General features: G+C 71.1%; 21 protein-coding genes. 13 read left to right on the top strand and 8 right to left on the bottom strand.

The features are described 5' to 3' along the window. Window positions 1–67 precede the first annotated feature (67 nt). Together OV427_RS31485 and OV427_RS31480 are read right to left on the bottom strand one after the other, a co-directional pair. Window positions 68–667: a macro domain-containing protein gene (locus OV427_RS31485; RefSeq protein WP_267859902.1), complete on the bottom strand. Its 600-nt coding sequence runs from the start codon at window positions 665–667 to the stop codon at window positions 68–70. Between the two features lie 12 nt (window positions 668–679). Beyond that, window positions 680–1,927: an NAD(P)/FAD-dependent oxidoreductase gene (locus tag OV427_RS31480; protein WP_267859901.1), complete on the bottom strand. Its 1,248-nt coding sequence runs from the start codon at window positions 1,925–1,927 to the stop codon at window positions 680–682. Window positions 1,928–2,121: 194 nt separating this feature from the next. Here OV427_RS31480 and aroF point away from each other — a divergent pair, with 194 nt between their 5' ends. From aroF to OV427_RS31445, 7 genes are all read left to right on the top strand, one after another. Further along, complete coding sequence (gene aroF / locus OV427_RS31475) at window positions 2,122–3,147, top strand: 3-deoxy-7-phosphoheptulonate synthase (protein ID WP_267859900.1); 1,026 nt, start codon at window positions 2,122–2,124, stop codon at window positions 3,145–3,147. A gap of 3 nt (window positions 3,148–3,150) precedes the next feature. Beyond that, a complete protein-coding gene (gene trpD, locus OV427_RS31470; RefSeq protein ID WP_267859899.1) occupies window positions 3,151–4,167 on the top strand; it encodes an anthranilate phosphoribosyltransferase in 1,017 nt (338 codons plus the stop codon). 50 nt (window positions 4,168–4,217) lie between these two features. Next, the gene (locus tag OV427_RS31465) at window positions 4,218–4,973 is read left to right on the top strand and encodes an indole-3-glycerol phosphate synthase TrpC (protein WP_267859898.1); all 756 of its coding nucleotides are present in this window, start codon (window positions 4,218–4,220) and stop codon (window positions 4,971–4,973) included. After that, window positions 4,970–5,608 (top strand): phosphoribosylanthranilate isomerase, encoded by a 639-nt coding sequence (locus OV427_RS31460; protein ID WP_267859897.1) that lies wholly within the window; start codon window positions 4,970–4,972, stop codon window positions 5,606–5,608. The genes OV427_RS31465 and OV427_RS31460 overlap by 4 nt, the downstream gene beginning before the upstream one ends. Before the next feature lie 3 nt (window positions 5,609–5,611). Further along, window positions 5,612–6,817 (top strand): tryptophan synthase subunit beta, encoded by a 1,206-nt coding sequence (gene trpB / locus OV427_RS31455; protein WP_267859896.1) that lies wholly within the window; start codon window positions 5,612–5,614, stop codon window positions 6,815–6,817. Next, on the top strand, window positions 6,814–7,605 hold the full coding sequence (gene trpA, locus OV427_RS31450) for a tryptophan synthase subunit alpha (RefSeq protein ID WP_267859895.1): 792 nt from the start codon (window positions 6,814–6,816) through the stop codon (window positions 7,603–7,605). The genes trpB and trpA overlap by 4 nt, the downstream gene beginning before the upstream one ends. Window positions 7,606–8,191: 586 nt before the next feature. Next, on the top strand, window positions 8,192–8,713 hold the full coding sequence (locus OV427_RS31445; protein WP_267859894.1) for a hypothetical protein: 522 nt from the start codon (window positions 8,192–8,194) through the stop codon (window positions 8,711–8,713). Between the two features lie 367 nt (window positions 8,714–9,080). Here the strand turns inward: OV427_RS31445 and OV427_RS31440 are convergent, their stop codons facing one another. The 3 genes from OV427_RS31440 to OV427_RS31430 all read right to left on the bottom strand — a co-directional run bounded on the left by OV427_RS31440 (window position 9,081) and on the right by OV427_RS31430 (window position 12,853). Continuing rightward, on the bottom strand, window positions 9,081–9,248 hold the full coding sequence (locus OV427_RS31440) for a hypothetical protein (RefSeq protein ID WP_267859893.1): 168 nt from the start codon (window positions 9,246–9,248) through the stop codon (window positions 9,081–9,083). Window positions 9,249–9,593: 345 nt separating this feature from the next. Continuing rightward, window positions 9,594–10,853, bottom strand: coding sequence for a hypothetical protein (locus OV427_RS31435; RefSeq protein ID WP_267859892.1), 1,260 nt, complete (start codon window positions 10,851–10,853; stop codon window positions 9,594–9,596). Between the two features lie 17 nt (window positions 10,854–10,870). Further along, on the bottom strand, window positions 10,871–12,853 hold the full coding sequence (locus OV427_RS31430) for an OPT family oligopeptide transporter (RefSeq protein ID WP_267859891.1): 1,983 nt from the start codon (window positions 12,851–12,853) through the stop codon (window positions 10,871–10,873). 257 nt (window positions 12,854–13,110) lie between these two features. Between OV427_RS31430 and OV427_RS31425 the strand changes: the two genes are divergently transcribed. Further along, window positions 13,111–14,538 carry a serine/threonine protein kinase gene (locus OV427_RS31425; RefSeq protein WP_267859890.1) on the top strand — a complete coding sequence of 476 codons (1,428 nt, stop codon included), beginning with the start codon at window positions 13,111–13,113 and terminating at the stop codon, window positions 14,536–14,538. 189 nt (window positions 14,539–14,727) lie between these two features. Beyond that, on the top strand, window positions 14,728–15,354 hold the full coding sequence (locus OV427_RS31420; RefSeq protein WP_267859889.1) for a histidine phosphatase family protein: 627 nt from the start codon (window positions 14,728–14,730) through the stop codon (window positions 15,352–15,354). 3 nt (window positions 15,355–15,357) lie between these two features. Here OV427_RS31420 and OV427_RS31415 read toward each other — a convergent pair whose 3' ends face one another. Genes OV427_RS31415 through OV427_RS31405 form a run of 3 tightly spaced genes read right to left on the bottom strand, consistent with a single transcriptional unit; the run spans window position 15,358 to window position 18,366 of the window. Continuing rightward, complete coding sequence (locus OV427_RS31415) at window positions 15,358–15,921, bottom strand: anthranilate synthase component II (RefSeq protein WP_267859888.1); 564 nt, start codon at window positions 15,919–15,921, stop codon at window positions 15,358–15,360. Beyond that, complete coding sequence (locus OV427_RS31410; RefSeq protein ID WP_267863512.1) at window positions 15,918–17,411, bottom strand: anthranilate synthase component I family protein; 1,494 nt, start codon at window positions 17,409–17,411, stop codon at window positions 15,918–15,920. The genes OV427_RS31415 and OV427_RS31410 overlap by 4 nt, the downstream gene beginning before the upstream one ends. Window positions 17,412–17,433: 22 nt before the next feature. Next, on the bottom strand, window positions 17,434–18,366 hold the full coding sequence (locus OV427_RS31405) for an SH3 domain-containing protein (RefSeq protein ID WP_267859887.1): 933 nt from the start codon (window positions 18,364–18,366) through the stop codon (window positions 17,434–17,436). A 204-nt stretch (window positions 18,367–18,570) separates the two neighbouring features. Here OV427_RS31405 and OV427_RS31400 point away from each other — a divergent pair, with 204 nt between their 5' ends. The 4 genes from OV427_RS31400 (at window position 18,571) to pdeM (ending at window position 24,408) form a co-directional block, all read left to right on the top strand. Further along, on the top strand, window positions 18,571–19,584 hold the full coding sequence (locus OV427_RS31400; RefSeq protein WP_267859886.1) for a ligase-associated DNA damage response exonuclease: 1,014 nt from the start codon (window positions 18,571–18,573) through the stop codon (window positions 19,582–19,584). A 3-nt stretch (window positions 19,585–19,587) separates the two neighbouring features. Next, window positions 19,588–21,183, top strand: a complete 1,596-nt coding sequence (locus tag OV427_RS31395) for an ATP-dependent DNA ligase (RefSeq protein WP_267859885.1) — start codon at window positions 19,588–19,590, stop codon at window positions 21,181–21,183. Window positions 21,184–21,361: 178 nt separating this feature from the next. After that, the gene (locus tag OV427_RS31390) at window positions 21,362–23,785 is read left to right on the top strand and encodes a ligase-associated DNA damage response DEXH box helicase (RefSeq protein ID WP_420718373.1); all 2,424 of its coding nucleotides are present in this window, start codon (window positions 21,362–21,364) and stop codon (window positions 23,783–23,785) included. Next, a complete protein-coding gene (pdeM, locus tag OV427_RS31385) occupies window positions 23,755–24,408 on the top strand; it encodes a ligase-associated DNA damage response endonuclease PdeM (protein WP_267859883.1) in 654 nt (217 codons plus the stop codon). Before OV427_RS31390 ends, pdeM begins: the two co-directional genes overlap by 31 nt. Window position 24,409 lies beyond the last annotated feature (1 nt).

The following is a 24,409-nucleotide window of genomic DNA, read 5'->3' as shown; positions in this document are numbered from 1 at the left end:
AACGACATGCTGGTTTCAATCTACATATCAACCGACATGGATTGACACGACGCGACGAAAGGGCGCGTCAGTCAATGAGGTCGAAGTGCGCCTGGAGCGTGGCCCCCGGCGTGGGCGGCGGCCAGGGCTGTCCCAGCATGACGACGTCCCACGCGAGCCGCATCTGCCGCGCGGCGCGCTCGGGCGGCATGCGTCCCACGGCGGTGCACAGGCCGGGGCACAGCAGGCTGCGGATGGGCTTGGAAGGGTGCGCCGCGTTGTGCGCCCGCACCGCCCGCAGCGTGGCCCGGAAGGCGAGCCAGGCGTTCACCGTGTCGGCCACGGCCATGGGGATGCGCATCGTGGGCGCACTCACCAGCCACGGAAGCTCCGCGTGGCGCGTCTCGATGATGAGCGCCGAGCCCACGGGCAGCTCACCGTGGTACTCGTTGCGCAGCCGCTCCTGGAGCCGCGTCTGGAGGTCCCAGCCGAAGAACCGGCTGTAGACCAGGTCGATGCCGCCATCCATGTAGCCGAAGCTGTTCGCCGGGCTGACAATGGCATCCGCGCGCTCGCCGAAGATGTCGCCGCCGGAGACCTCCACGCCTTCACAGCCGAGAAACGCCCGGCGCCACGCCATCACCATGGCGCTGTTCAAGTCACGAAGCTTGAGGATGAGCTGGGACATGGGCCAGACATATCAGCGCCCCAGGTCCGCCAGTACCGCCTCCGCCGCGCGCCGGCCGGAGCCCAGCGCGCCGTCGATGGAGCTGTTGTCCCGGTGGTCCCCGCAGACATAGAGGCCCGGCGACAGCCGCACCGTGCGACGCGGCGGCTCCAGCGCGGCCGGAGGCTGCGAGGGCAGCGCATTGGGAATGACATACGTGCGCAGGTGCCGCCACGCGGACACGGCACTTCCGAACCAGCCCGTCAGCTCCTCCCGCACGCGCACCTGCAAGGCCTCCGCGTCCAGCTTCCCGTCGAGCACCGACACGGACACGAGCGCCTGTCCCGGTGGCGCATAGGCCGGTGACACCTCGCTCATCACCGCCACGTTGTTCACCACGCCGCGCCCCTCGCCGTTGAGCAGCAGCCACGGCCCCCGCACCGGCGGCTCCGGCGCGGCGAAATACAGACACGTCACGCGGTTCGTCGGGTGTGGAGGCAGGCCGGGCAGCAGCGACAGCGCGCCCGCGGCGTCCGCCGCCACCACCACTGCCTTCGCGGGAATCGTCTCACCATCCACCAGCCGCACACGGTGGCCCCACGCGTCCGCCACCGGCGCGCGCAGCCTCAGCACGCCCGCGGGCAGCCGCGCGGCGAGCTGCTCGGGAATGGCGCCCATCCCCCGCTCCGGCACCACCGTGTCGCCGGTGGAGAACATGCGGAAGACGAACTCCAGGAAGCGGCTCGATGTGGCCAGCTCGCGCTCCAGGAAGATGCCGGCGAAGAACGGCCGGAGGAAGCCCTCGCGCATGTCGTCCGTGAAGCCCAGCTCCTCCAGGTACTTCAGCGAAGAGCGCTGGGGCCGCTGCCACAAGTCCTGCAGCTCGCCGGACACCACCGCCTGCCGCAGTTCCAACACGCGCAGCTTGTCCCCGAAGGTGCCGGGCCCGCTGAACAGGTGAGACAGCGCCTCCACCGGCCTCCGCAACGGGTCCGTCACGGTGTGCAGCCTGCCGCCGCGCCACACCTTTGCACCTGGGATGAAGCGTCGCAGCGCGAGCGTCCGGTGCTCCAGCGCCTGCCGCCCCTCCGGGTAGGCGGTGAGGTACACCTGGAAACCTCTGTCCATCAGGAAGCCCTCGAGGGCATCCGTGCGGACCCTGCCCCCCGGTGCGTCACCACCATCCAGCAGCAACACCTTCAGCCGGGCGGAGACGAGCGCCCGGGTGCATGCCAGCCCGGCCAGTCCCGCTCCCACCACGATGACGTCCGGGTTCGACACGCGCGAGCCCTCCCACATCCACGCCACAAACCCTTCACCCTGGCTTGATAACCAGCGCGGGCACAAGTGAGACTCCCGGGCGGTTGCGGGCAACGGACACTTGTGGCTTCACATGGTCCCGCTGCCCGTTAGCCTGGACAGCCGGTGCCGGTTTCCGACCGGCACCTTCACTCGGAGAGAGAGCAGGAACCCCCATGTTGATCGTGATGCGACCCGACGCGACGGCCCAGGACATCGAGCGTGTGAACGACGAGATCCGCCGTCGTGGCTGGCAACCGCATGCGATTCCAGGGGGCACCCGCACTGCCATCGGCATCACCGGCAACCCGGGCGCCGTCGAGCCGGAGCCCTTCCGCGTCCTCCCTGGCGTCGCGGATGCCGTGGCCATCTCCCAGCCGTTCAAGCTCGTCAGCCGCGAGGTGAAGCCGGACAACACGCAGCTGGACATCGGCGGGCTCACCATCGGCGGCGCGGCGTTCCACGTCATCGCCGGCCCCTGCTCCGTGGAGTCGCGCGAGCAGATTCTCTCCACCGCCCACGCGGTGAAGAAGGCGGGCGCCACCATGCTGCGCGGCGGCGCGTTCAAGCCCCGCACCAGCCCCTACGAGTTCCAGGGCCTCAAGGGTGACGGCCTCGCGCTGCTCGCCGAGGCGCGCAAGGAGACGGGCCTGCTCGTCACCACCGAGGTGAAGGACACCGCCACGCTGGACGCGGTCGCCGAGCACACGGACATCCTCCAGATTGGCGCGCGCAACATGCAGAACTTCAGCCTCCTGGAGGCGGTGGGCGAGCGCCGCAAGCCGGTGCTGCTCAAGCGTGGCATGAGCGCCACCATCAAGGAACTGCTGATGGCGGCCGAGTACATCGTCGCCCGCGGCAACACCCAGGTCATCCTCTGCGAGCGCGGCATCCGCACCTTCGAGACGATGACGCGCAACACGCTGGACCTCAACGCGGTGCCGATGCTCAAGGCGCTCTCGCACCTGCCCGTCTTCGTGGACCCCTCGCACGGCATCGGCGTGCGCAAGGCGGTGCCGGCGATGATGCGCGCGGCGACGGCGGTGGGCGCGGACGGCATCATCGTCGAGGTCCACCCGGATCCGCCGCGCGCCAAGTCGGACGGCGCCCAGTCGCTGGACTTCTCCGAGTTCGAGAAGTCCATGAACGAGGTCCGCGCCATCGCCCAGGCGATGGGCCGCGAAGTCGTGAGACTGGGATAGGCCATGACGCTCAAGGATGCGCTGGGCAAGGTGGTAGGCCGGCGCGACCTCACCCGCGAGGAGATGGCCCGCGTCATGGGCCTGATGCTCGCGGGAGAGGCGTCGCCTGCCCAGGTGGGCGCGCTCGCGACGGCGCTCAAGATGAAGGGCGAGACGGAGGACGAAATCCTCGGCGCGGCGGAGGCCATGCGGGCCTGCGCGGCGAAGCTCGCTCCGAGAGCGGAGGTGGTGCTCGACACCTGCGGTACCGGGGGTGATGGGGCGCACACCTTCAACATCTCCACCGCGGTGGCCTTCGTGGCCGCCGGGGCGGGGGTGACGGTGGCCAAGCACGGCAACCGCGCCGTCTCCAGCCGCTGCGGCAGCGCGGACGTGCTGGCGGCGCTGGGCGTCTCCATGGAGCGCCCGCACGAGCGCGTGGCGAGGGACATCGACGAGCACGGGGTGGGCTTCCTCTTCGCGCCCTCGCACCACAGTGCCCTCAAGCACGTGGCGCAGGCGCGGCGCGACCTGGGCTTCCACAGCGTGTTCAACCTGCTGGGCCCGCTGACCAACCCGGCCGGCGCGCGCTATCAGCTCCTGGGCACCTTCGACGGCAGGCGCGTGGAGCAGACGGCGCGCGTGCTGGGGCGCCTGGGCAGCCGCCGCGCGTGGGTGGTGCACGGCGACGACGGGCTGGACGAAATCTCGCCCTGTTCGCCCACGCAGGTGGCGGAACTGCGCGAGGACGGCACCGTGGTGACGTTCACCGTGAGGCCCGAAGACGCGGGGTTGGAGGTGGTGCCCCGCGAGGCCATCGCCGGCGGCGACGCGGAGGAGAATGCGCAGCGGCTGCGCTCGCTGCTGGACGGTGAGCGCTCCGGGCTGCGCACGGCGGTGCTGCTCAACGCGGCGGCGGCGCTGGTGGTGGTGGGCCTGGTGACGGACCTGCTCGAGGGCGTGCGGAAGGCGGAGCACGCCATCGACTCGGGTGCGGCGATGCGCAAGCTGAACGCGCTCATCCACGGGGCCGCGTCGTGAGCGGTGCACAGCGGGAAGGTCCGACGTCCTCCGGGACGCTGGACCTCATCATGGCGCGCAAGCGTCGGGAGCTGGCCGTGCGTCCACCGATGGCGCCGCGCCCGCGTCCGGCGCCGCGCGACTTCGCCGGGGCCCTGGTGGCGAAGGTGCCGGGGCGGCCGGTGAGCGTCATCGCGGAGGTGAAGCGCAAGAGCCCCTCGGGCGGCGCGTTTCCGCACGCGGACGTGGTGGCGGTGGCCCGGGCCTACGAGGCGGCGGGCGCCAGCGCCATCAGCGTGCTGACGGACGGGCCGGACTTCGGCGGGAGCCTGGAGGACCTGGTGGCGGTGCGGGCGGCGGTGTCCGTCCCGGTGCTGCGCAAGGACTTCCTGGTGGCCGCGCGCGAGGTGGAGGAGAGCGCGCTGTGGGGCGCGGACGCGGTGCTGCTCATCGCGGACGCGCTGGAGGACGGCGAGCTGCGGGAGATGCTGGCCGCGGCGCGCGAGGTACGGGTGGCCGCGCTGGTGGAAGCGCACACGGAGGCGCACGCCGAGCGTGCACTGGCCGCGGGCGCGGAGCTGGTGGGCATCAACAACCGCAACCTCGCCACGCTGAAGACGGACACGGGCACGGCGCTGCGGGTGATGCCGCGGCTGCGCTCCCGTTCCCGGGCGCTGGTGGCGGAGAGCGGGCTCAAGTCGCTGGCGGACCTGCTGGCGACGCGCGAGGCGGGCGCGGACTCGGTGCTGGTGGGCGAGTCGCTGCTGCGCGAGGCGGACCCTGGAAGGGCGCTGCGGCGGCTGCTCGGCACGGAGGGCTCCGCATGAGCGTCCGCGTGAAGGTCTGCGGCGTCACGCGTCTGGAGGACGCGCGGGCCGCGTGGGAGGCGGGCGTGGACGCGCTCGGCCTCAACTTCTACGCGAAGTCGCCCCGCTGCGTGGACACCGCCACGGCGACGCTGCTGGCGGCCACGCGGCCTCCGCTGGGCGCGGTGGTGGGCGTGTTCGTCAACGCGCCCGCCGACGAAATCCGCGCGAAGGTGCGCGAGTGCGGCCTCACGGCGGTGCAGCTCCACGGCGACGAACCACCGGCGGCCTGCCTGGGCTACGGCGTGCCCGTCATCAAGGCGCTGCGCGTGCGCGGCCCGGAAGACGTGGCGCGGGCTCGGGAGTACGTGGGCGTGGGTGACGTGGCGGGGCTGCTGCTGGACGGGGCGGCTCCGGGGTATGGCGGCGGGGGCGTCGGCTTCGACTGGTCGCTGGTGGCCTCATTGTCGGGCAGTGGCGTGCCCGTGCTGGTGGCGGGAGGCCTGAAGCCGTCCAACGTGGCCGAGGCAGTGCGGGCGACGCGGCCGTACGGAGTGGATGTGGCCAGTGGGGTGGAGTCGGCCCCTGGCATCAAGGACCTGGACGCGGTGCGCGCCTTCGTGCGGCTCGCGAAGTCCATCAACCTCTGGGAGTGAGAGATGACCACGGAGACTACCGTCGGACGCTTCGGGCGCTACGGCGGGCGCTACGTGCCGGAGACGCTGGTGCCGGCGCTGCTGGAGCTGGAAGAGGCCTACGCCAAGGCCAGCGCGGACCCGTCTTTTGGTGAGGAAGTCGCGCGGGTGCTGAAGGAGTTCGTCGGCCGGCCCACGGTGCTGACGCCCGCGCGGCGGCTCACCGAGGCGTGGGGCGGCGCGCACGTGTGGCTCAAGCGCGAGGACCTGGCGCACACGGGCGCGCACAAAATCAACAACACCGTGGGCCAGGTGCTGCTGGCCAAGCGCATGGGGAAGAAGCGCATCATCGCGGAGACGGGCGCGGGCCAGCACGGCGTGGCCACGGCCACCGCGTGCGCCCTCTTCGGCCTGCCCTGCGAGGTGTACATGGGCGCGCTGGACGTGGAGCGCCAGTCGCTCAACGTCTTCCGCATGCGCGCGCTGGGCGCGGTGGTAAAGCCGGTGGAGTCGGGCTCGCGCACGCTGAAGGACGCGATGAACGAGGCCATGCGTACGTGGGTGTCACAGGTGGCGGACACGCACTACGTCATCGGCAGCGCGGCGGGGCCGCACCCCTACCCCACGGTGGTGCGCGACTTCCAGTCGGTCATCGGCAAGGAGCTGCGCACGCAGGCGCAGGCGGCCTTCGGGAAGCTGCCGGACGCCATCATCGCGTGCGTGGGCGGCGGCTCGAATGCGATTGGCGTGCTGCACCCGTTCATCGGTGACAAGGACGTGCGGCTGGTGGGCGTGGAGGCGGCGGGGCACGGACTGGAGTCCGGGCAGCACGGCGCGTCGCTGACGCTGGGCACGGAGGGTGTGCTGCACGGCTCGCGCTCGCTGGTGCTCCAGGACGAGCACGGACAGATTCAGGAGGCGCACAGCATCTCCGCCGGCCTGGACTACCCGGGCGTGGGGCCGGAGCTGGCGTACCTGGCGAAGACGGGGCGGATGGAGGTGCGCACCGCCACGGACGACGAGGCCCTGGCGGCCTTCTACGAGGTGGCGCGCACGGAGGGCATCCTCCCCGCGCTGGAGACCTCGCACGCCTTCGCGCGAGGCCGGGAGCTGGCGCGCGACCTGGGCAAGGGCAGGTACCTGGTCATCAACTGCTCGGGCCGAGGGGACAAGGACGTGGCGACCATTTCCGCGCGGGGCGTGCCGCCGCCGGTGGGGGTGAAGTCGTGAGCGGAGAGATTGCACAGGCCTTCGCGAAGGCGAAGGCGCGGGGTGAGGGCGTCCTGGTGGCGTACGCCATGGCGGGAGACCCGGACCTGGCGCGCTCGGTGGACGTGTTCGCCGCGCTGGTGGAGGGTGGCGCGGACATCGTGGAAATCGGGGTGGCGTTCAGCGACCCGATTGCCGACGGTCCCGTCATCCAGGCCGCGTCCGAGCGGGCGCTGAAGGCGGGCTCCACGCTGAAGCGCGTGCTGGAGGAGGTCGTTCCCGAGGTTCGCAAGCGCTGCCCGCAGACGCCGCTGGTCATCATGACGTACGTCAACGTCATCATGGCCATGGGCGAGGAGCGCTTCGCGAAGCTGGCGCGGGAGCGCGGCGTGTCGGGCGCGATTCTCCCCGACCTGCCGCCCGAGGAGAGCGCGGGCCTGCGGGCCACGTTCGACGCGGCGGGCGTGGACCTGATTCCGCTGTGCGCGCCCACCACGCCGAAGGCCCGGGCCGAGGCGATTGCCCGTGACGCGCGGGGCTTCGTCTACTGCGTGTCCGTGTCGGGCGTGACGGGCATGCGGGCGGAGCTGCCGCCGGACTTGTCACAGCGGTTGGACGTGGTGCGCAAGGCGTCGCCAGTGCCGGTGGTGGCGGGCTTCGGCATCTCCACGTCGGAGCAGGCGCGCACGCTGTCGGCACACTCGGACGGCGTGGTGGTGGGCAGCGCGCTGGTGCGCGCGGCGCACTCGGATGGGCCGGGCGCGGCGAAGGCGCTGTGCGCGGACATCAAGCGCGGCCTCAAGCGCTGAGTCGTGGACGGAGGGTAGGGCTCCCCTGCCCTCCCTCCTGTTCTTTTCGATTCGCGCTGACTCCGCCTCGAATTTCCCGCCCGGGCCCAGCTGCGGGAGTCACTGCACCGTGACGTTCGAAGTGCCTGATTTACCTCGATAAAGAATCAGGCCTGACGAGCGCCTCGCGAATTCCGTGCATCACTTTCGTCCTCGCCGGCTCATCCCTTCCGATGGTCAGGGCCCCGCCGCGCAACCGATGCGCGCGGCTGGGCCCGGTTCCGTCGAGTACGGCCCGTCGGGCATTCACAATCACAGGAGGGGAATGATGCGAGTTCGTGCATGGGTGTGTCGTAGCGTGTGGAGTGCGGCCCTGGTCGGGACGATCCTGGCAGGGTGCGGGGGCGCGACTGACGCCAACCGTGAGGCTTCGGAGCCATCGGAATCCGAGGCCGTGTTCGAAGGCTTCTCGCCATCCGCTGACGCACCGGGAGACTCCGGGCAATCGCCGGAGCAAGGCGTTCACGCGGCGGGCCTGTCCTGCCCGAGCGGCACCGCGAGTTGGAGCCAGCAGCAGTGGTCGGCCTGGAACTCCAATGCGAACACCGTGGGGACCTATTCCTGCAGCGGGACTGTCTTCGCGACCAGTGATGGCTCCAACGCCTCCGTCGTGGCGGCAGGAAGTGAGCGCACCGGCACGGCCCAGCTCCGCTGCAGCAATGGCACGTGGCTGTGGGTGAGCGGCACCTGCGACGGAAAGGTCGTCAGCACCCAGGCCGCCACGGGACTCTCCCTCGCGTGCTCCCACTCGGACCCCGTGCGGAGCAAGTGGATCGGCTGGTACGTGGCCGATCTCAAGCGCTGCGCGGATGTCGACGGACTCGAGTGGTGGGTCGCTCAATACAACAGCAACAACGGTTGCCTGGCGTCCACCAACTACGATGGCTACGGCTCCAAGGACGCCTGCTTCCGCGCGAATTTCCAGATCAGCGCGGGCAGCTCATTCACCGAGGTCCAGTCGACCGGTCACATCGCCTCTCTGGACGAATACAACGTTTGCGGGCCGCGCGGCGCGTATCCCTGGAGCAACGTCTTCGGCGACGGAGCGAAGTGCAAGTACCGGCCCTGAGCGGGTCTAACGTGCCTTGTTGAGGTGTGAGCCGGCATTCGCTCTCTGCCGGCTCGCATCCCTCGCGCGGGTCGTATCCCGCGTCATCGGCTCATCGTCCATCCCCGCCCGTGTGCGCGTGGCGGACGGTTGCCGGGGAAGCCATGGGAAGCCCGGGACGGGCGACCTGGTCCCGGGAGGAGTCCCCTCCACCTGCCAGATTGCGCTGACGCATCCCTACTTCGCGAGGAGTCTCCGGGAGCACGGAGCAGTCCGCGCAGCTCCTCGCGAGGCACCTCATGGAGACTGGCAACCTCCATCCGGCCTTTCTGCCGCCGGGAACACGAGTCGGACCCTGGCGCGTGGGGGAGCCGCGAGGCCGCGGCACCTATGCGCCGTCTACCGCGCCGTGCGCGACGAGGACGCGAACGTCACCGTGGCCCTCAAGCTCGCCCTGCACCCGTGGGATGAGCGCTTCGCGCGGGAAGCCGAGCTGCTTGCCCGCATCCGCCACCCGGACGGCCAGCCCTTCTTGATGGATTTCGGCTCGGGACACCACGTGGTCGCCGCGACGCTGACGTGGCAGATATTTCCACCGGGCACACCGGCCTATCGCTCGCTGGAGGCCTGGCGCTTCGGGAGCGAGGCACCGTCAGAGCCCTACGCGCCCGGGCCCGCGGACGACGTCTTCGCATTGGGCGTCGCCGCCTATCGGCTGCTCACCACCTGGTACCCCCTCTCAGTCGAGGAGCCACTGGCTGGGCACCTGGAGGACGCCCACCGCCGGTCCCCGAGGGTGCATAACGTCCGCTGCGCTCCGGAGCTGGATGCGCTGGTGGTCCGGATGCTCACGCCCCACCCCGAGCCGAGAGGGGCGCGCGCGCCGAGCAACCCGCGCGGCTCACATGCCCCACACGAGCCGGAAGAGGACGGCCCTGGCGGCGGAGGATGGTCCAAGTGCCGCCTCCAGGTCCCTGAGCTCACCGAGGCCCCTGTCCTCCCAGCGCAGCTCCCGGCCCAGCAAATCCCACAGCTCCAGCAGCGTCTCCACGGCGCGGGCGAGGGAAGCCTCGTCGTTGAACCGCAGACGCTCCGAGTCGTCGGCAGCCTGCAGCTCGGTCAGGAAGTGGCGCCAGGCCACCAACACCTCCTGGACGTCCGCGTTGAGCGGAGTGAGCGCGAGACATTGCTCGAGGTGCCGCGCATGGTGGCGGAGGAGCCCCACCATGTACGACTGCCTCACCGGGGTTGTCTCCGCCCAGAGGACCCACTTGGAGGAATCCACCTCCCTCGCGCGCACGCGAGGCGGGCGATGGGGCTCCTTGTCGCGCAGGACGCGCCCCGCCCGCGTCAGCCGGGCGATGGGGCCGTCCAGGGTGACGAGCCCCGCCGCGCGCAGGCGCAGCAACAGCGCCGGCAGCGAGTCCCCGTCGGTGAACAGACCGCCATACAGCGCCTGGAGCTGGCCGCGGTCGGGCGTCGCATCCACCGCGTCCAGCGCGAGGTCCACCTCTTCCCGCGTGACGTAGGGCCCGCGGACATCATGGGAGGGAGAGAGGTCACGCACGTCGACGCCGTCGGGAGCGGTGAGGGTCGGATACGGGCGGGCCCCCCTCTGCCGCTCCTGGTAGACGCGGCGGACAGCGGGGTGCATGAACGCGTCGAACGCGGGGCGCCCCAGGAGCTGGAGCTCTTGAAGGTGTGGGGCCGCGGTGACGAGCGCGTCCCGCACCAGGGCGCTGACGGGTGCGTCGGACAGGTTCACCAGGGTCAACGAGGTGAGCCAGGGCCGCGGGCGGCTCGCGAGGCGCGCCACGTCCCGCTCGCCTCCTCGGAGGGTGCAGCTCCGGACGAACCCACCCAGCGGACCCTCGAGCACGCCCGGGGGATGGAACCGGTCCTCGCGAAGCGAATGGAGGAACCCATGCTGCACGAGGTGTCCCGCGCGGGCCGCGAGCTCCTCACCGAGCCAGGCCACGAGGAGCGACTGGCGCTCCGTCCTCCAGGCCGTGTCTTCGGGCGCGGGGCTCAGGTCGAGGGCAATCAGCGCGCCCCGGGGGTCCCCGCGTTGCTGGAGGTGGTCCGCGTAGACCGCGAGCGTGTCCACGTTCCAGGACGTCACCAGCGCGTGCTCCAGCTCGCCCCACGCGCTCCCGCTCATGAGCCCAGGGCCCGCGCTCAGGTCGAGATGCGGAGCGCCGTCCGCGCCGCCCAGCGGTACAGCCCGCCCACCGCGATGATGCCGAGCACCAGGGCGATGACCATGGTCGTCACCTCACCCATCTCGTTCGGGATGGCCAGCGGCTCGCCCCTGCCCGTCGAGACGATCAACCCGGCCAGCGCGACGTTGAACAGGCTCTCGCCCACGATGAAGCCGGACATGATGAGCACGCCCAGGCGCTTGGCGGGCTCGCCCCAGAGCTGCTTGCTCGCCGCGCGCTCGAAGGCCCAGCCCGCCAGCGCGCCCACGACCACCGGCGCCGTGACGGCGCTGGGCAGGTAGATGGCGAGGCCCACGCCCAGCGGCGGCAGGCTGTAGCGGTCCTTGCTGACCTTCTTCACCACGAAGTTGATGACGACCAGCGTCAGTCCGAGCGCGGCGCCCCACAGCACGAGGTCCCACCGCAGGTCGCCGCCAATCACGCCCTTGGCCAGGGTTGAAATCAGGGTCGCCTGCGGCGCCGCCAGCGGCTGCGCGGAGATGGCATTGGCGTTGGGCGCGCCCGCGAAGCCGTAGGCCCGGTTCAGCAAGGCCAGCACGGGAGGGACCACGGCCGAGCCCGCGACCACGCCGATGAGCAGGGCCACCTGCTGCTTCCAGGGCGTCGCGTCCACCAGCTGGCCGGTCTTCAGGTCCTGAAGGTTGTCATTGCCGATGACCGCCACGGCCAGCACCACCGTGGTGACGAACAGCGCGAACGCCACCAGCGCGGGGGCCACGTCGGGCCCGGTGACCTGCCGCCCGACGACACCGACGCTGAGCGCGGCGCCGAGGATGGTGAGGATGGCAATGCCCGAGACAGGCGAGTTCGACGAGCCGATGAGGCCGGCCATGTAGCCGCAGACGGCGGCGGCACAGATGCCCGCGAGCAGGACATAGCCGATGCCCACGGCGACCAGCGGCACGCTCAGGCTCTCCAGGACGGTGCCCTGGAGGAAGTTCGCCAGGAGCCAGCCGGCCGGCACCAGGGAGACCAGCGTCACCAACCCCACCGTGCGGATGGGCAGGTCCTGCTCCGTGCGCTCGAGCGCCTGGCCCTGCGTCCCGGCACGCCGCGCCGCCTCCAGCGCGGACCGCAGGCCCCCGATGACCGGCTTCGCCAGACCCGCCAGCGTCACGATGGCCGCCGCGCCGATGGCGCCGGCGCCGAGCATGCGCACCTGGGTGCCCCAGACGCGCAGCGCGTGCTCCGCCGCCGTGGCGCCCGGCATCGGGGTCATGGACGTGAGGACCGGAACCAGGATGCCCCACGCAATCACCAGGCCGGCCAGCATCGCGATGCCGACCGTGATGCCCATCAGGTGTCCCGCGCCGATGAGCGCCAGCGAGCTGGCGGCACCGATGCCGGTGGCACCGCTGCCCGCCCTGAAATACCCGGCCACCTCACCTGCCATCAATTTGGCGGCGGCGGCCGCCGCGAACAGGGCCGAGGCAATGCTGCCCCAGATGACGGACATGAGTCCGGCCTTGCCTTCGGCCGCGCCAGAGCGCGAGGAGGTGCCGACCTTGAGCACCTCGGCGGCCGCCACGCCCTCGGGATACGGAAGGTCGGAGCCGGAGACCAGCGCGCGGCGCAGCGGCACGGTGTACATCACGCCGAGCACGCCGCCGATGGCACACGCGCCGAACGTCGGCCAGAACGGCACATCCGTCCACCAGCCGGTCATCAACAGTCCGGGCAGGACGAAGATGACGGAAGCGAGCGTGCCCGCCGCCGAGGCCAGCGTCTGGACGATGTTGTTCTCCTGGATGGTGGCGTTCTTGAAGGCGCTCAGGAGCGCCATCGAGATGACCGCCGCGGGGATGGAGGTCGCGAAGGTGAGGCCGACCTTCAGGCCCAGGTAGACCTGCGCCGCGGTGAACACCAGCGTGATGAGGACGCCGAGGGTCACCCCGCGCAGGGTTATCTCCTTCGGCTGGGAAGTCGTGGCGGTGTTCAAGTGGAGCGCTCCTTCACGGGGAAGCCTGGGTTGGCGGCTCGAAGAGAAATGGCGCAGAGGATACAGGCGTCCCGTGCGGAAGCGTATTTGTCGGCGGTTGCCGCGCAGCGGCGTCAAGAAGCCGGGCAGCACGAGAAGCTCGGGACGGGCAACCTGGCTCCGGGAGGTGTCTCCCTCCACCTGCCAGATTGCGCTGACGCATACCTACTTCGCGAGTAGTCTCCGGGAGCACGGAAGCATTCCTCGCGAGGCACCTCATGAATACGGGCACCCTCCATCCGGCCTATCTTCCGCCGGGAACGCGAGTCGGACCCTGGCGCGTGGTGGAGCCGCGAGGCCGCGGCGGCTATGGCGCCGTCTACCGCGCCGAGAGCGAGGAGGACGCGCAGCTCATCGTGGCTCTCAAGCTCGCCCTGCACCCGTGGGATGAGCGCTTCGCGAGGGAGGCCGAGCTGCTCACCCGCGTCCAGCACCCGGCCGTCCCACGCCTCTGGGACCACGGGCAATGGCAGAACCCCGAAGGCACCCGCTGCTACCCATATGTCGCCATGGATTTCGTCGAGGGTCTCCCGCTCTACGACTGGGCGCGGGTGCGGCGCCCCACGTCCCGGCAGGTGCTCCACCTGCTCGCGCGTCTGGCACGAGCCCTGGAGGCCACGCACGCCGCGAGGGGAGTCCATCGTGACGTGAAGGGAGACAACGTCCTGGTCCGCCACCCGGATGGACAGGCCTTCTTGATGGATTTCGGCTCGGGACACCACGTGGTCGCCGCGACGCTGACCTCGCAGTTCTTCCCTCCGGGCACACTGGCCTATCGCTCGCCAGAGGCCTGGCGCACCGTGCGCCTCGGGAGCCCGGCACCGTCAGAGCCCTATGCGCCCGGGCCCGCGGATGACGTCTTCGCATTGGGCGTCACCGCCTATCGGATGCTCACCGCCCGCTATCCCCTCTCCGTCGAGGAGCCACTGGCCGGGCACCTGGAGGACGTCCACAACCGTTCCCCGAGGGCGCACAACATCCGCTGCGCTCCGGAGCTGGATGCGCTGGTGGCCCGGATGCTCACGCCCCACCCCGGCCCGCGTGGGAGCGCACGCGAGCTGGCCGAAGCGCTGGAGCGCGACGCACGGAAGGCAAGGCCCGAACTGGACATACCGCTCTTCACGGAAGGAGCGCCCCGTGCCCGGAGCGTCATCCCAGCCCCCCCCCGGCGCGTCGTGGCCCCGCCACCGCGTGTGGCGCGGTGGCCGTGGTTCGCGGCGGCCAGCCTGGGAGCCTCCCTGGCATTGGCCGTCGGCCTGAATAGGAACGCGAGCCAGGTCGCGGAGCCCACGCCGGAGCCACTGACGCAGCAGGAGCATGCGAAGGACGGCGGCACCGTGGCGGTCGGGGACTCGGTGCTGACGGCGCCCGTGGCTCCGGTCCGGGCACCATCGGCGTGGTCGGCCATCACCCTGGACATGCCACCCAGGCCCCTGCCAGGGCAGGCCCGGCCCGATGCCAACGGCCGCTGTTTCACCCGGGGACAGGTCGTCATCAACGGCGGCTGCTGGAGGGAGTTGAAGGTCTCCGACATGAAGGACTGCGACGAGGAGTCCTACGTGTACAAGCGAGCCTGCTACACCCCGGTGTTCCCTCCACCACGCCCTGCCACCTCGGGCACCACCGAGGGCGCCGACGGCGGATAGCCGACATAGGGGCGGCACGTCCCGACGAAGCCGGGACTGCTCCCAGTTGGGGCGGTGGTCGTAGGTCGGCCAGAGCTCCGTCCGGAACGCACCCCAGGCGCCCTTCTCGAAGGCAAGAGTGTCCGGCCTCGGGCGCTCCTGGAGGGAAGACGCGAGTCCTCCCGGGCGCCGTCTGGCACGATGCGCGCCATGAAGACCCGAGGTCCCCAGGTGGTGCTCGTCCGGCACGGCGAGACGGTGTGGAGCCGGAGTGGCCAGCACACGGGCCGCACGGACGTGCCGCTGCTCGAAGACGGGCGGAAGATGGCCGGGCTGCTCGCGACGCCGCTCGAGGAATGGCGCTTCGCCGAGGTGTGGACGAGCCCCCTGAGCCGCGCGGCCGAGACGTGCGCACTGGCCGGCTTCGGCGACGTGGCGAAGCGGCGACCCGACCTCATGGAGTGGGACTACGGCGACTACGAGGGCCGCACCGGCGACGAAATCCGCGCGGAGCGTCCGGGCTGGGCGCTGTGGAAGGACGGAGTGCCGAACGGAGAGACGGCCGCACAGGTGGGCGCCCGCGTGGACGGCGTCATCGCGGACGCCTGCGCGGTGAACGGAGACGTGCTCATCTTCGCCCACGGCCACCTGCTGCGGGTGCTCGCGGCGCGGTGGCTGGGACTGCCTCCGGAGCGTGGCTGCCTCTTCATGCTGGGCACCGCGTCCATCAGCGTCCTCAGCCTCGACGGTGACGGCACCCAACCTGTCATCGTCACCTGGAACGACATGACGCACCTGCGCAACGGGGGCTCCCACGAGGGAGCCCCCGGCGCCTGATGCCTACAGTCGCCCGTCGAGGAAGTTGCGCACCAGCTTCGGCCCCTCGGGGGTGAGGACGCTCTCGGGATGGAACTGGAAGCCCACCACGGGCCGCGTGCGGTGACGCAGCGCCATGATGAGGCCGTCCTGGCTCCACGCGGTGGCCTCCAGTTCCGCGGGCAGCGAGGGCGCGTCCACGATGAGCGAGTGGTAGCGCGCCGCCGTGAAGCCCTGGCTCACCCCGGTGAACACGCCCGTGTTCCCGTGCTGAATCTGGGCCGCCTTCCCGTGCACCGGCGCTGGCGCGCGAATCACCTTGCCGCCGAACGCCGCGCCAATGGACTGGTGCCCCAGGCACACGCCCAGCACCGGCACGCGGGAGCGGGCAATGGCCGCCACGCTGACGCCCGCTTCATGCGGCGTGCACGGGCCCGGAGAAATCACCAGGTGCGAAGCCCCCGTCGCCGCGACGCCCGCGACGTCCAGGTCGTCATTGCGCACCACCTTCACCTCGGCGCCCAGCGTGTACAGCAACTGGACGAGGTTGAAGGTGAACGAGTCGTAGTTGTCGATGACGAGAATCACCGGCCACCTCCCTCGCGCGCCATCCGCAGCGCGGCGGCCATGGCACCCGCCTTGGCCTCCGTCTCGTCCGCCTCCTTCGACGGCACCGAGTCCGCCACCAGGCCCGCGCCCGAGGTCCACATCGTCCGGTCTCCGTCCACGAAGAAGGTCCGCAGGGCAATCGCCACGTCCAGCGTGCCGCAGAAGGACAGGTAGCCCACCGCGCCCGCGTACGGCCCGCGCCGCTGAGGCTCCAGCTCGTCGATGATCTGCATCGCGCGAATCTTCGGAGCGCCCGACACGGTGCCCGCGGGGAACGTGCTGGCCAGCGCGTCCAGCGCGTCGTACTTCGCGTCCAGCTTCCCGCGCACCTGCGAGACGATGTGCATCACGTGGCTGTAGCGCTCGATGACCTTCATGTCCTCGACGCGCACCGAGCCCGGCGCGGCCACGCGGCCCACGTCGTTGCGGCCCAGGTCCACCAGCATGACGTGCTCGGCCAGCTCCTTCTCGTCCGCGAGCAGCTCCTTCTCCAGCGCCAGGTCCTCGGCCTCGGTGGCGCCACGACGGCGGGTGCCCGCCAGCGGCCGCACCACCACGTCGCCGTCGCGCACCTGCACGAGCAGCTCCGGCGAAGCGCCCACCAGCGCGCGCGCCTCGCCCAGCTCCACCAGGAAGAGGTACGGCGACGGGTTCACCCGCCGCAGCGCCCGGTAGAGCGACAGCGGCGGCGGCGCACCGAGCGCCTCGAAGCGCCGCGCGAGCACCACCTGGAAGATGTCTCCGGCGCGGATGTATTCCTTGGCGCGCTCCACCGCGGCCTCGTAGCCGGCGCGGTCCCAGCAGGCGACAGGGGCCGCGTCACCGCGCATGCGCGGGCCGGGCGCGTACGCCTCCGGAGGCAGCGGCTTGAGCAGCTTGTCCGCCAGCACCTGCGCGCGCTCCTCGGCGTCCTTCAACGCCGCGACCGCGCTGCCGTGCAGCGAGGGCCGGGCAATGGCGGTGGCCTTGAGCGTCCCGGTGCGCGAGTCATGGGTGACGAAGTCCTCGCACACCAGCCATTCCGAGTCGGGGAACGAGGTATCGCGCGCGTGCCGGTCCGGCACGGTGGGCTCCAGCCACGAGAAGCAGTGGTAGCCCATGTAGCCGACGAGTCCGCCCAGGAACGGGGCCTCGCCGGGGAGCCGGGCCACGGCCAGCTCGCGCCACAACGTGCGCAGGACGTCCAGGGGCTTGCCGTCGCGGCGCTCCTCGCGTGAGCCACGCCACAACGTGGCTCCGGTGGCGTCCAGGCGCACGCGCCCGGCGGGATGGGCTCCCACGTGGCTGTAGCGCCCGAAGCGCTCGCCGCCGTAGCAGGACTCGAGGATGAAGCCGCGCGAGCCTCCGCCCAGCTTCAGGTACGCCGACAGAGGCGTATCCAGGTCCGCCGGCAGCTCCACCGACACCGGCACCGCCTCGCCCTTCTCCGCGAGCTGGCGATAGGCCGACTTCCGCTCCTGTGCATCCATCTTCATGACTGGCTCTGCCCTTCTAGGGCTTCGTTTCCGCCGTGGCGCCCGAGGCCTTCACCTCGGAGAAGACACCGTCGGCGAGCTTGTACTTCGTGCGCTCCGTCGTCTTCACTTCCTTGCCGGACTCGTCCTCCTCGACGTTCGTCCGCACCACCGTCAGCCCCTGCTGCTTCGGCTGAAAGGAGACCTTGTACGAGGAGTGGTTCGGCGGGTCCGCCAGCCCGGCCACCTCCAGCGCCAGCTTCGCCTTGCCGAGCACGCCCTTCTTGCCGCCCGGAACCGTGTAGCTCACGTACGTGGTGCTGTAGTCGCTGCACGCCTCGGGCACGGAGTCCACCTGCACCAGCGCGAGTCCCGCCGTCTTCCCCGCGACGAGCGTCACCTTCGCAGACCCGCCGTCCACGCTCATATAGCCCTGTCCGGCGGGGGTGATGTCCACGCTGCTGACACGACGGGGCGGCTTCACGTTCGGCTCCAGGACGCGGACGCGAATCTTGAAGTCCGAGCTCATCACCACGGTGGCCACCTCCTGCTCACCGTCGTTGTCGAAGTCCCCCTCGAGGCGGAACGGCGTGAGCGTGTTGCCGAAGAGCCAGCCCTTGAAGGCAGCACCCTTCCCGTCCGTGTATTCCACCTGGTACCAGTGGTTGACGTACTCCCCCACCTTGAGGCGCTCCTTGCCGCGCTCCAGCACGCGCACGGGAGCGCCCAGCGGCAGGGTGGTGACGACGGCCGCGTCCGCGCCAGGCGACTGGCGGAGGTTGGCCTCGTCCACGCCCACGTAGAGGTCCGCTTTCTTCGCGGACGGCTCGAACTGCGTGAAGTCGTAGGTGTCCAGGGTGCGCTTCGACGCGTCCTCCCCCTCCTCCAGCGACGTCGCGGTGTAGTGCAGCTCGAGCTCGAGCTCGGGCGACTGGGAGAGAGCCAGCGACAGCAGGAGGGCAGGCGTCATGCGGAGGGCATCCGGGGAGGAAGGTGCCGGTGTTATCCCCTGTCCGGCAACGCCGTCCAAGGGGACGGGATATTCCCGAGGCAAGGCCACGGGACGCCCGTGACAGGTGAGTGCCAGAGGGGCAGGCCAGGGGGCAATGGTCCGTAGGGAGGACACACACCTCCGGTGGCCACCATCGGGCTGCCTCGCTATCTGAATGAAGCTTTGAGCGCCTCCCATCCCTCTCCGCTCATCACGGTGACGCCACAGGGGCTCTACTGCGCCCCGGGGCGCTTCCACATCGACCCCTGGCGTCCCGTGGAGCGGGCGCTCATCACGCATGCGCACGGGGACCACGCACGGGGCGGCAGCCACCGCTACCTGGGCGCCCGAGCAGGCGAGGGGCTGCTGCACCGTCGGTTGGGCGCGGACGCTGTCATCGACACGCTGGAGTACGGCGAGCGCCTGAGCATCAACGACGTCACCGTCAGCTTCCACCCCGCGGGCCATGTGCTGGGCAGCGCGCAGATTCGCCTCGAGCACAAGGGCGAGGTGTGGGTCGTCTCCGGCGACTACAAGCGCGCGCCGGACCCGACGTGCGCGCCCTTCGAAGTGGTGCGCTGCAACACCTTCATCACCGAGGCGACATTCGGCCTGCCCATCTACCGCTGGGGCGACACGCGCCTGGTCGCGGAGGACATCCTGAAGTGGTGGGATTCCAACCGCGCGGCGGGGCGCTCCGCGGTGCTGTTCTGCTACGCGCTGGGCAAGGCGCAGCGAATCCTCGCGGAACTGGCGCGGCTGACGGACCGGCCGGCCCATGTGCACGGAGCCCTCAACAGCCTCGTGGCGGTGTACCGCGAGGCGGGCGTGCACATGATTCCGACGCAACTGGTGTCGGAGGTGGAGAAGGGCACGTCCTTCGCGGGCGCGCTGGTGCTGGCGCCGCCGAGCGCGGGGGGCTCCACGTGGATGCGCCGCTTCGGCGAGCACGAGACGGGCTTCGCGTCCGGATGGATGCGGGTGCGCGGCAACCGGCGCAGGCGCGGGTTCGACCGGGGCTTCGTGCTGTCGGACCACGCGGACTGGCCGGACCTCTTGCGCACGGTGGCGGACACGCAGGCGGAGCGGGTGCTGGTGACGCACGGCTACACGGACCCGCTGGCGCACTACCTGCGCGACTCCGGCGTGGACGCGGCCCCCCTGGCCACGCCCTTCGAGGGCGAGGCGGAGGACTGACGCGTGAGGCGACTGGCGGACCTCTACGAAGCGCTGGACCAGACGACGTCCACCAACGCGAAGGTGGACGCGCTGGTGCGCTACTTCCAGGAAGCCCCTCCCGAGGACGCGGCGTGGGCGCTGTATTTCCTCACGGGCCAGAAGCTGAAGCGGCTGCTCACCACGAAGCTGTTGGTGGGGTGGACGCAGGAGTTGACGGGCATCCCGGGCTGGCTCTTCGAGGAGGTCTACGCCTCCGTGGGAGACCTCGCGGAAGTCATTGCCCTGCTGCTGGACGCGCTCGAGCGCCCGCCCGAGCCCGAGGAACTGCCCCTCTCCGTGTGGCTGGAGCAGCGCCTGTTGCCGCTGCGGAACCTGGACGCCGCGGAGCAGCGCGAGCGCGTGGTGTCGTGGTGGAAGGCCATGCCCCGGCGGGAGCTGTTCCTGCTCAACAAGATGCTCACCGGCGAGCTGCGCGTGGGCGTCTCCGCGACGCTGGTGATTCGCGCGGTGGCGCAGGTTGCGGGGCTGCCGCCGCCGAGCGTGGCGCACCGGCTGATGGGGACGTGGACGCCCACGCCGGCCTTCTTCAAGCAGCTCGTGTCGCCGGATGTCTCGGACGGGCACAGCTCGCGGCCCTACCCCTTCTACCTGGCCTCGCCGCTGGAGCAGCCACCGGAGTCGATTGGAGACCTCGCGGACTGGCAGGTGGAGTGGAAGTGGGACGGCATTCGCGGCCAGCTCATCCGCCGGCAGGGCGGCGTGTACCTGTGGAGCCGTGGCGAGGAGCTCATCACCGACCGCTTCCCCGAAATCAGCGACGCCGCCGCCGCGCTGCCCGAGGGCACGGTGCTGGACGGCGAGGTGCTGGCCTACGAGGACGGCAAACCCCTGCCCTTCGCGCTGCTCCAGCGGCGCATCGGCCGGCAGAAGCTGACGCCCAAGGTGCTCGCGGAAGCTCCCGCGGCCTTCATCGTCTATGACCTGCTGGAGCTGGGCGGGAAGGACGTGCGCGAGCTGCCGCTGCGCGAGCGGCGCGCGAAGCTGGAGGCGCTGCTGAAGGACCGGCCGCGCTTCCCCCTCTCCCCGTCGGTGCAGGCGGCGTCATGGGAGGAATTGGCGAAGGTGCGGGGCGAGGCCCGCGAGCGCAACGTCGAGGGCTTCATGCTCAAGCGCCTCGACTCCGCGTACCTCACCGGGCGCAAGCGGGGCGACTGGTGGAAATGGAAGATTGACCCGTTCACCGTGGACGCGGTGCTCCTCTATGCGCACCCGGGCCACGGCCGGCGCTCGTCGCTGTACACCGACTACACCTTCGCGGTGTGGAACGGCACGGAGCTGCAGCCGGTGACGAAGGCGTACTCCGGCCTCACGGACGAGGAGATTGGCCGGCTCGACAGGTGGATTCGCGCGCACACGAAGGAGAAGTACGGACCGGTGCGCTCGGTGGAGCCGGAGCAGGTCTTCGAGCTGCACTTCGAGGGCATCCAGGCCTCGCCGCGCCACAAGTCGGGCGTGGCGCTGCGCTTCCCGCGCATCGCCCGCTGGCGCACGGACAAGAAGCCCCAGGACGCGGACACGCTGGACACACTGAAGGAGCTGCTCGATGCCCGCGGGTAGGTCGCGCACGTTGAGGGCGCAGATTGCCGCCCGCCGCAAGGCGCTGCGCTCCGGCAACGAGGGCGGCGGCGCCCCCGCCATGCAGGGCCCGCCGGCGAAGAAGAAGCGGCGCACGGTGCGGCGCCGCAGGGCCGCCGAGGGCACCGGGGCCACCACTGCGCCGCTGACGGGCACGCCCATGGAGCGGCTGCGCGGCTGGTTCGCGTCGAAGGGGTGGACGCCCTACGCGTTCCAGGAGGAGGCCTGGGCCGCGTACGCGCGCGGAGACAGCGGCCTCATCCACGTGCCCACGGGCGCTGGGAAGACTTACGCGGCCTATATCGGCCCGCTCGCGGACGTGGCGGAGCGCGGCCAGAAGGGACTCCAGGTCCTGTACGTGACGCCGCTGCGCGCGGTGTCGCGTGACGTGGAGAAGGCCCTGCTGGAGCCGCTGCGCGTGCTGGGCGCGGACCTCGACGTGGAGAGCCGCACCGGTGACACGTCGTCCTCCGTGCGCCAGCGCCAGCGAGAGCGCCTGCCCGAGGTGCTCATCACCACGCCGGAGTCCCTCTCCGTCCTCCTGTCCAACGAGCGCGCCGCGGAGCTGTTCGCATCGCTGCGCTCGGTCATCGTGGACGAGTGGCACGAGCTGCTCGGCTCGAAGCGGGGCACGCAACTGGAGCTGGCCCTGGCCCGCCTGCGCCGCTTCGCCCCGGAGGTGCGCACCTGGGCGCTGTCCGCCACGCTGGCCAACCTGGACGAGGCCGCGCGCCACGTCGTGGGCACCGGCCGCGTGCCGACGCTGGTGAGCGCGGACCTGGAGCGCCCGGTGGAGGTGGACACGCTGCTGCCGGACTCGGTGGACAGCTTCCCCTGGTCCGGCCACCTGGGCTTCACCATGCTGGCGCGCGTGGCCGCGTGGTTGGACCCGGAGCAGTCCACGCTCGTCTTCACCAACACGCGCTCGCAGGCGGAGCGCTGGTTCGAGGGCCTGCGCTTCGCCCGCCCGGAGTGGGAGCACCTCATCGCCCTGCACCACGGCTCCATCGACCGCGAGGAGCGCGAGCGCGTGGAGGCGGGCCTCAAGGACGGCGGGCTGCGCATCGTCGTGTGCACGTCGTCGCTGGACCTGGGCGTGGACTTCGGCCCCGTGGAGCGCGTGGTGCAGGTGGGCAGCCCCAAGGGCATCGGCCGGACGATGCAGCGCGCCGGCCGCAGCGCCCACCGTCCCGGCGCCACGTGTCGCATCCTCTTCGTCCCCACGCACGCGCTGGAGTTGGTGGAGATGGCCGCCGCCAGGGACGCCATCCTCCGCCGCGAGGTGGAGCCGCGCACGCCGCCGGGCAAGCCGCTGGACGTGCTCGCGCAGCACCTGGTGACGTGTGCCCTGGGCGGCGGCTTCACGCGCGACGCGCTGCGCGACGAGGTGCGCACCGCGGCCGCCTACGCCGGCCTCACCGACGAGGAGTTCGAGTGGACGCTCGCCCTGGTGCGCGAGGGCGGCCCCACCCTGCGCGCCTATCCGGAGTTCCGCCGCGTGGTGGAGCACGAGGGCCGCTTCGTCATCGCGGACGCACGCATCGGCCGCCTGCACCGCCTCAACATCGGCACGATTACGTCCAACGCGGTGGTGCAACTGCGTTACTGGAGCGGCGGGAAGCTGGGCAACGTCGAGGAGGCGTACATCAGCCGGCTGCGCCCCGGGGACACCTTCCTCTTCGCGGGCAAGCGGCTGGAGTTCAGCCGATTCAAGGACATGACGGCCTATGTGAAGCCCGCGAAGGCGAAGGCCACGCAGACGCCGCGCTGGAATGGCAGCCGCCTGCCCCTGTCCAGCTCGCTGGCCCATGCCGTGCGCCGCACCCTGGACTCCGCGCGCCACGGGGACGTCACCACGGACGAGCTGGCCGCCGCCTGGCCCGTGCTGGAGGCCCAGGAGCGGCTGTCGCGCATCCCCGCCGCGGGCTCGCTGCTCGCGGAGACGTGCGAGACACGCGACGGCCATCACCTCTTCCTCTACCCCTTCGAGGGCCGGCTGGTGCACGAGGGGCTGGCGGCCCTGCTCGCCCTGCGCCTCACGCGCCTCCAGAAGGCCACCTTCAGCCTGTCGGTGAATGACTACGGCCTGGAGTTGCTCACGGCGGCGCCCTTTCCCTTCGAGGAGGCGCTGCGCCCCGCCCTCTTCACCCGCGAACGTCTGGTGGAGGACGTACTGGAGAGCGTCAACGTGAGCGAGCTCGCGAAGCGGCAGTTCCGCGACATCGCCCGCGTGGCGGGTCTGGTGCTGCCGGGGCTGCCCGGGGCGAGCAGGTCGACGCGGCAGGTGCAGGCCAGCGCGGCGCTCCTCTATGACGTCTTCCTCAAGTACGACCCGGACAACCTGCTCCTCGTCCAGGCCCGCCGCGAGGTGTTGGAGCAGCAATTCGAGCAGGGCCGCCTGGGCCGCACGCTGGAGCGCCTGGAGAAGAGTCCCGTGGAGTTCGTCCACGTGCGCAGGCCCACCCCGCTGGGCTTCCCGCTCGTCGTCGAGCGCATCAGCGCCAGCGTCTCCAATGAGTCCCTGCTGGAGCGCGTGGAGCGCCTGAAGGAGCGATGGACGCGAGAAGATGCCAAGTCCGCGTAGGCGGCACCCTCCTGGAGCTGCTCCCCGAGCGCGCCCTGCACTGGCCCGAGGCAGGCATCCTGGCCGTCGCGGACCTGCACTGGGGCAAGACGGAGAGCTTCCAGCAGCACGGCATCCCCCTGCCCGGCGGCGTGCTGGAGGATGACCTCGCGCGCCTGTCCGCCGCGCTGTCCGCCACCGGTGCCCGCCGCCTGCTCCTCCTGGGCGACCTCATCCACTCCCGCCAGGGCCTCACGCCCGCCCTCGTCCAGCGGCTCGCCGTCTGGCGCGAGTCCCACGCCAGCGTGGAGCTGGTGCTGGTACGCGGCAACCACGACCGCCATGTGAAGACGCTCCCCCCGGAGTGGCGCCTCGAAGTCCTGGAGTCCCACGCCGACGAGGGCCCCTTCCGCTTCGCCCACCACCCGGAGCCCGCGCCCGGCCGCTACGTGTGGGCGGGCCACCTCCATCCCATGGTGCGCCTGTCCGGCGGAGCAGACAGGCTCCGTCTGCCCTGCTTCCATGTGGGCCGCGACGTGGGCGTACTGCCCGCCTTCAGCGCCTTCACCGGCGGGCTCGATGTCTCCCCCCGCCCCGGCGAGCGCGTCTTCGCCATCGCCGAACCCGCCGTGGTCGAGGTGTAGG

Source organism: Pyxidicoccus sp. MSG2 (assembly GCF_026626705.1).
Classification (GTDB): Bacteria; Myxococcota; Myxococcia; order Myxococcales; family Myxococcaceae; genus Myxococcus.
The sequence above is the reverse complement of the archived record's forward strand: the minus strand, read 5'-3'. Positions and strand labels throughout refer to the sequence as shown.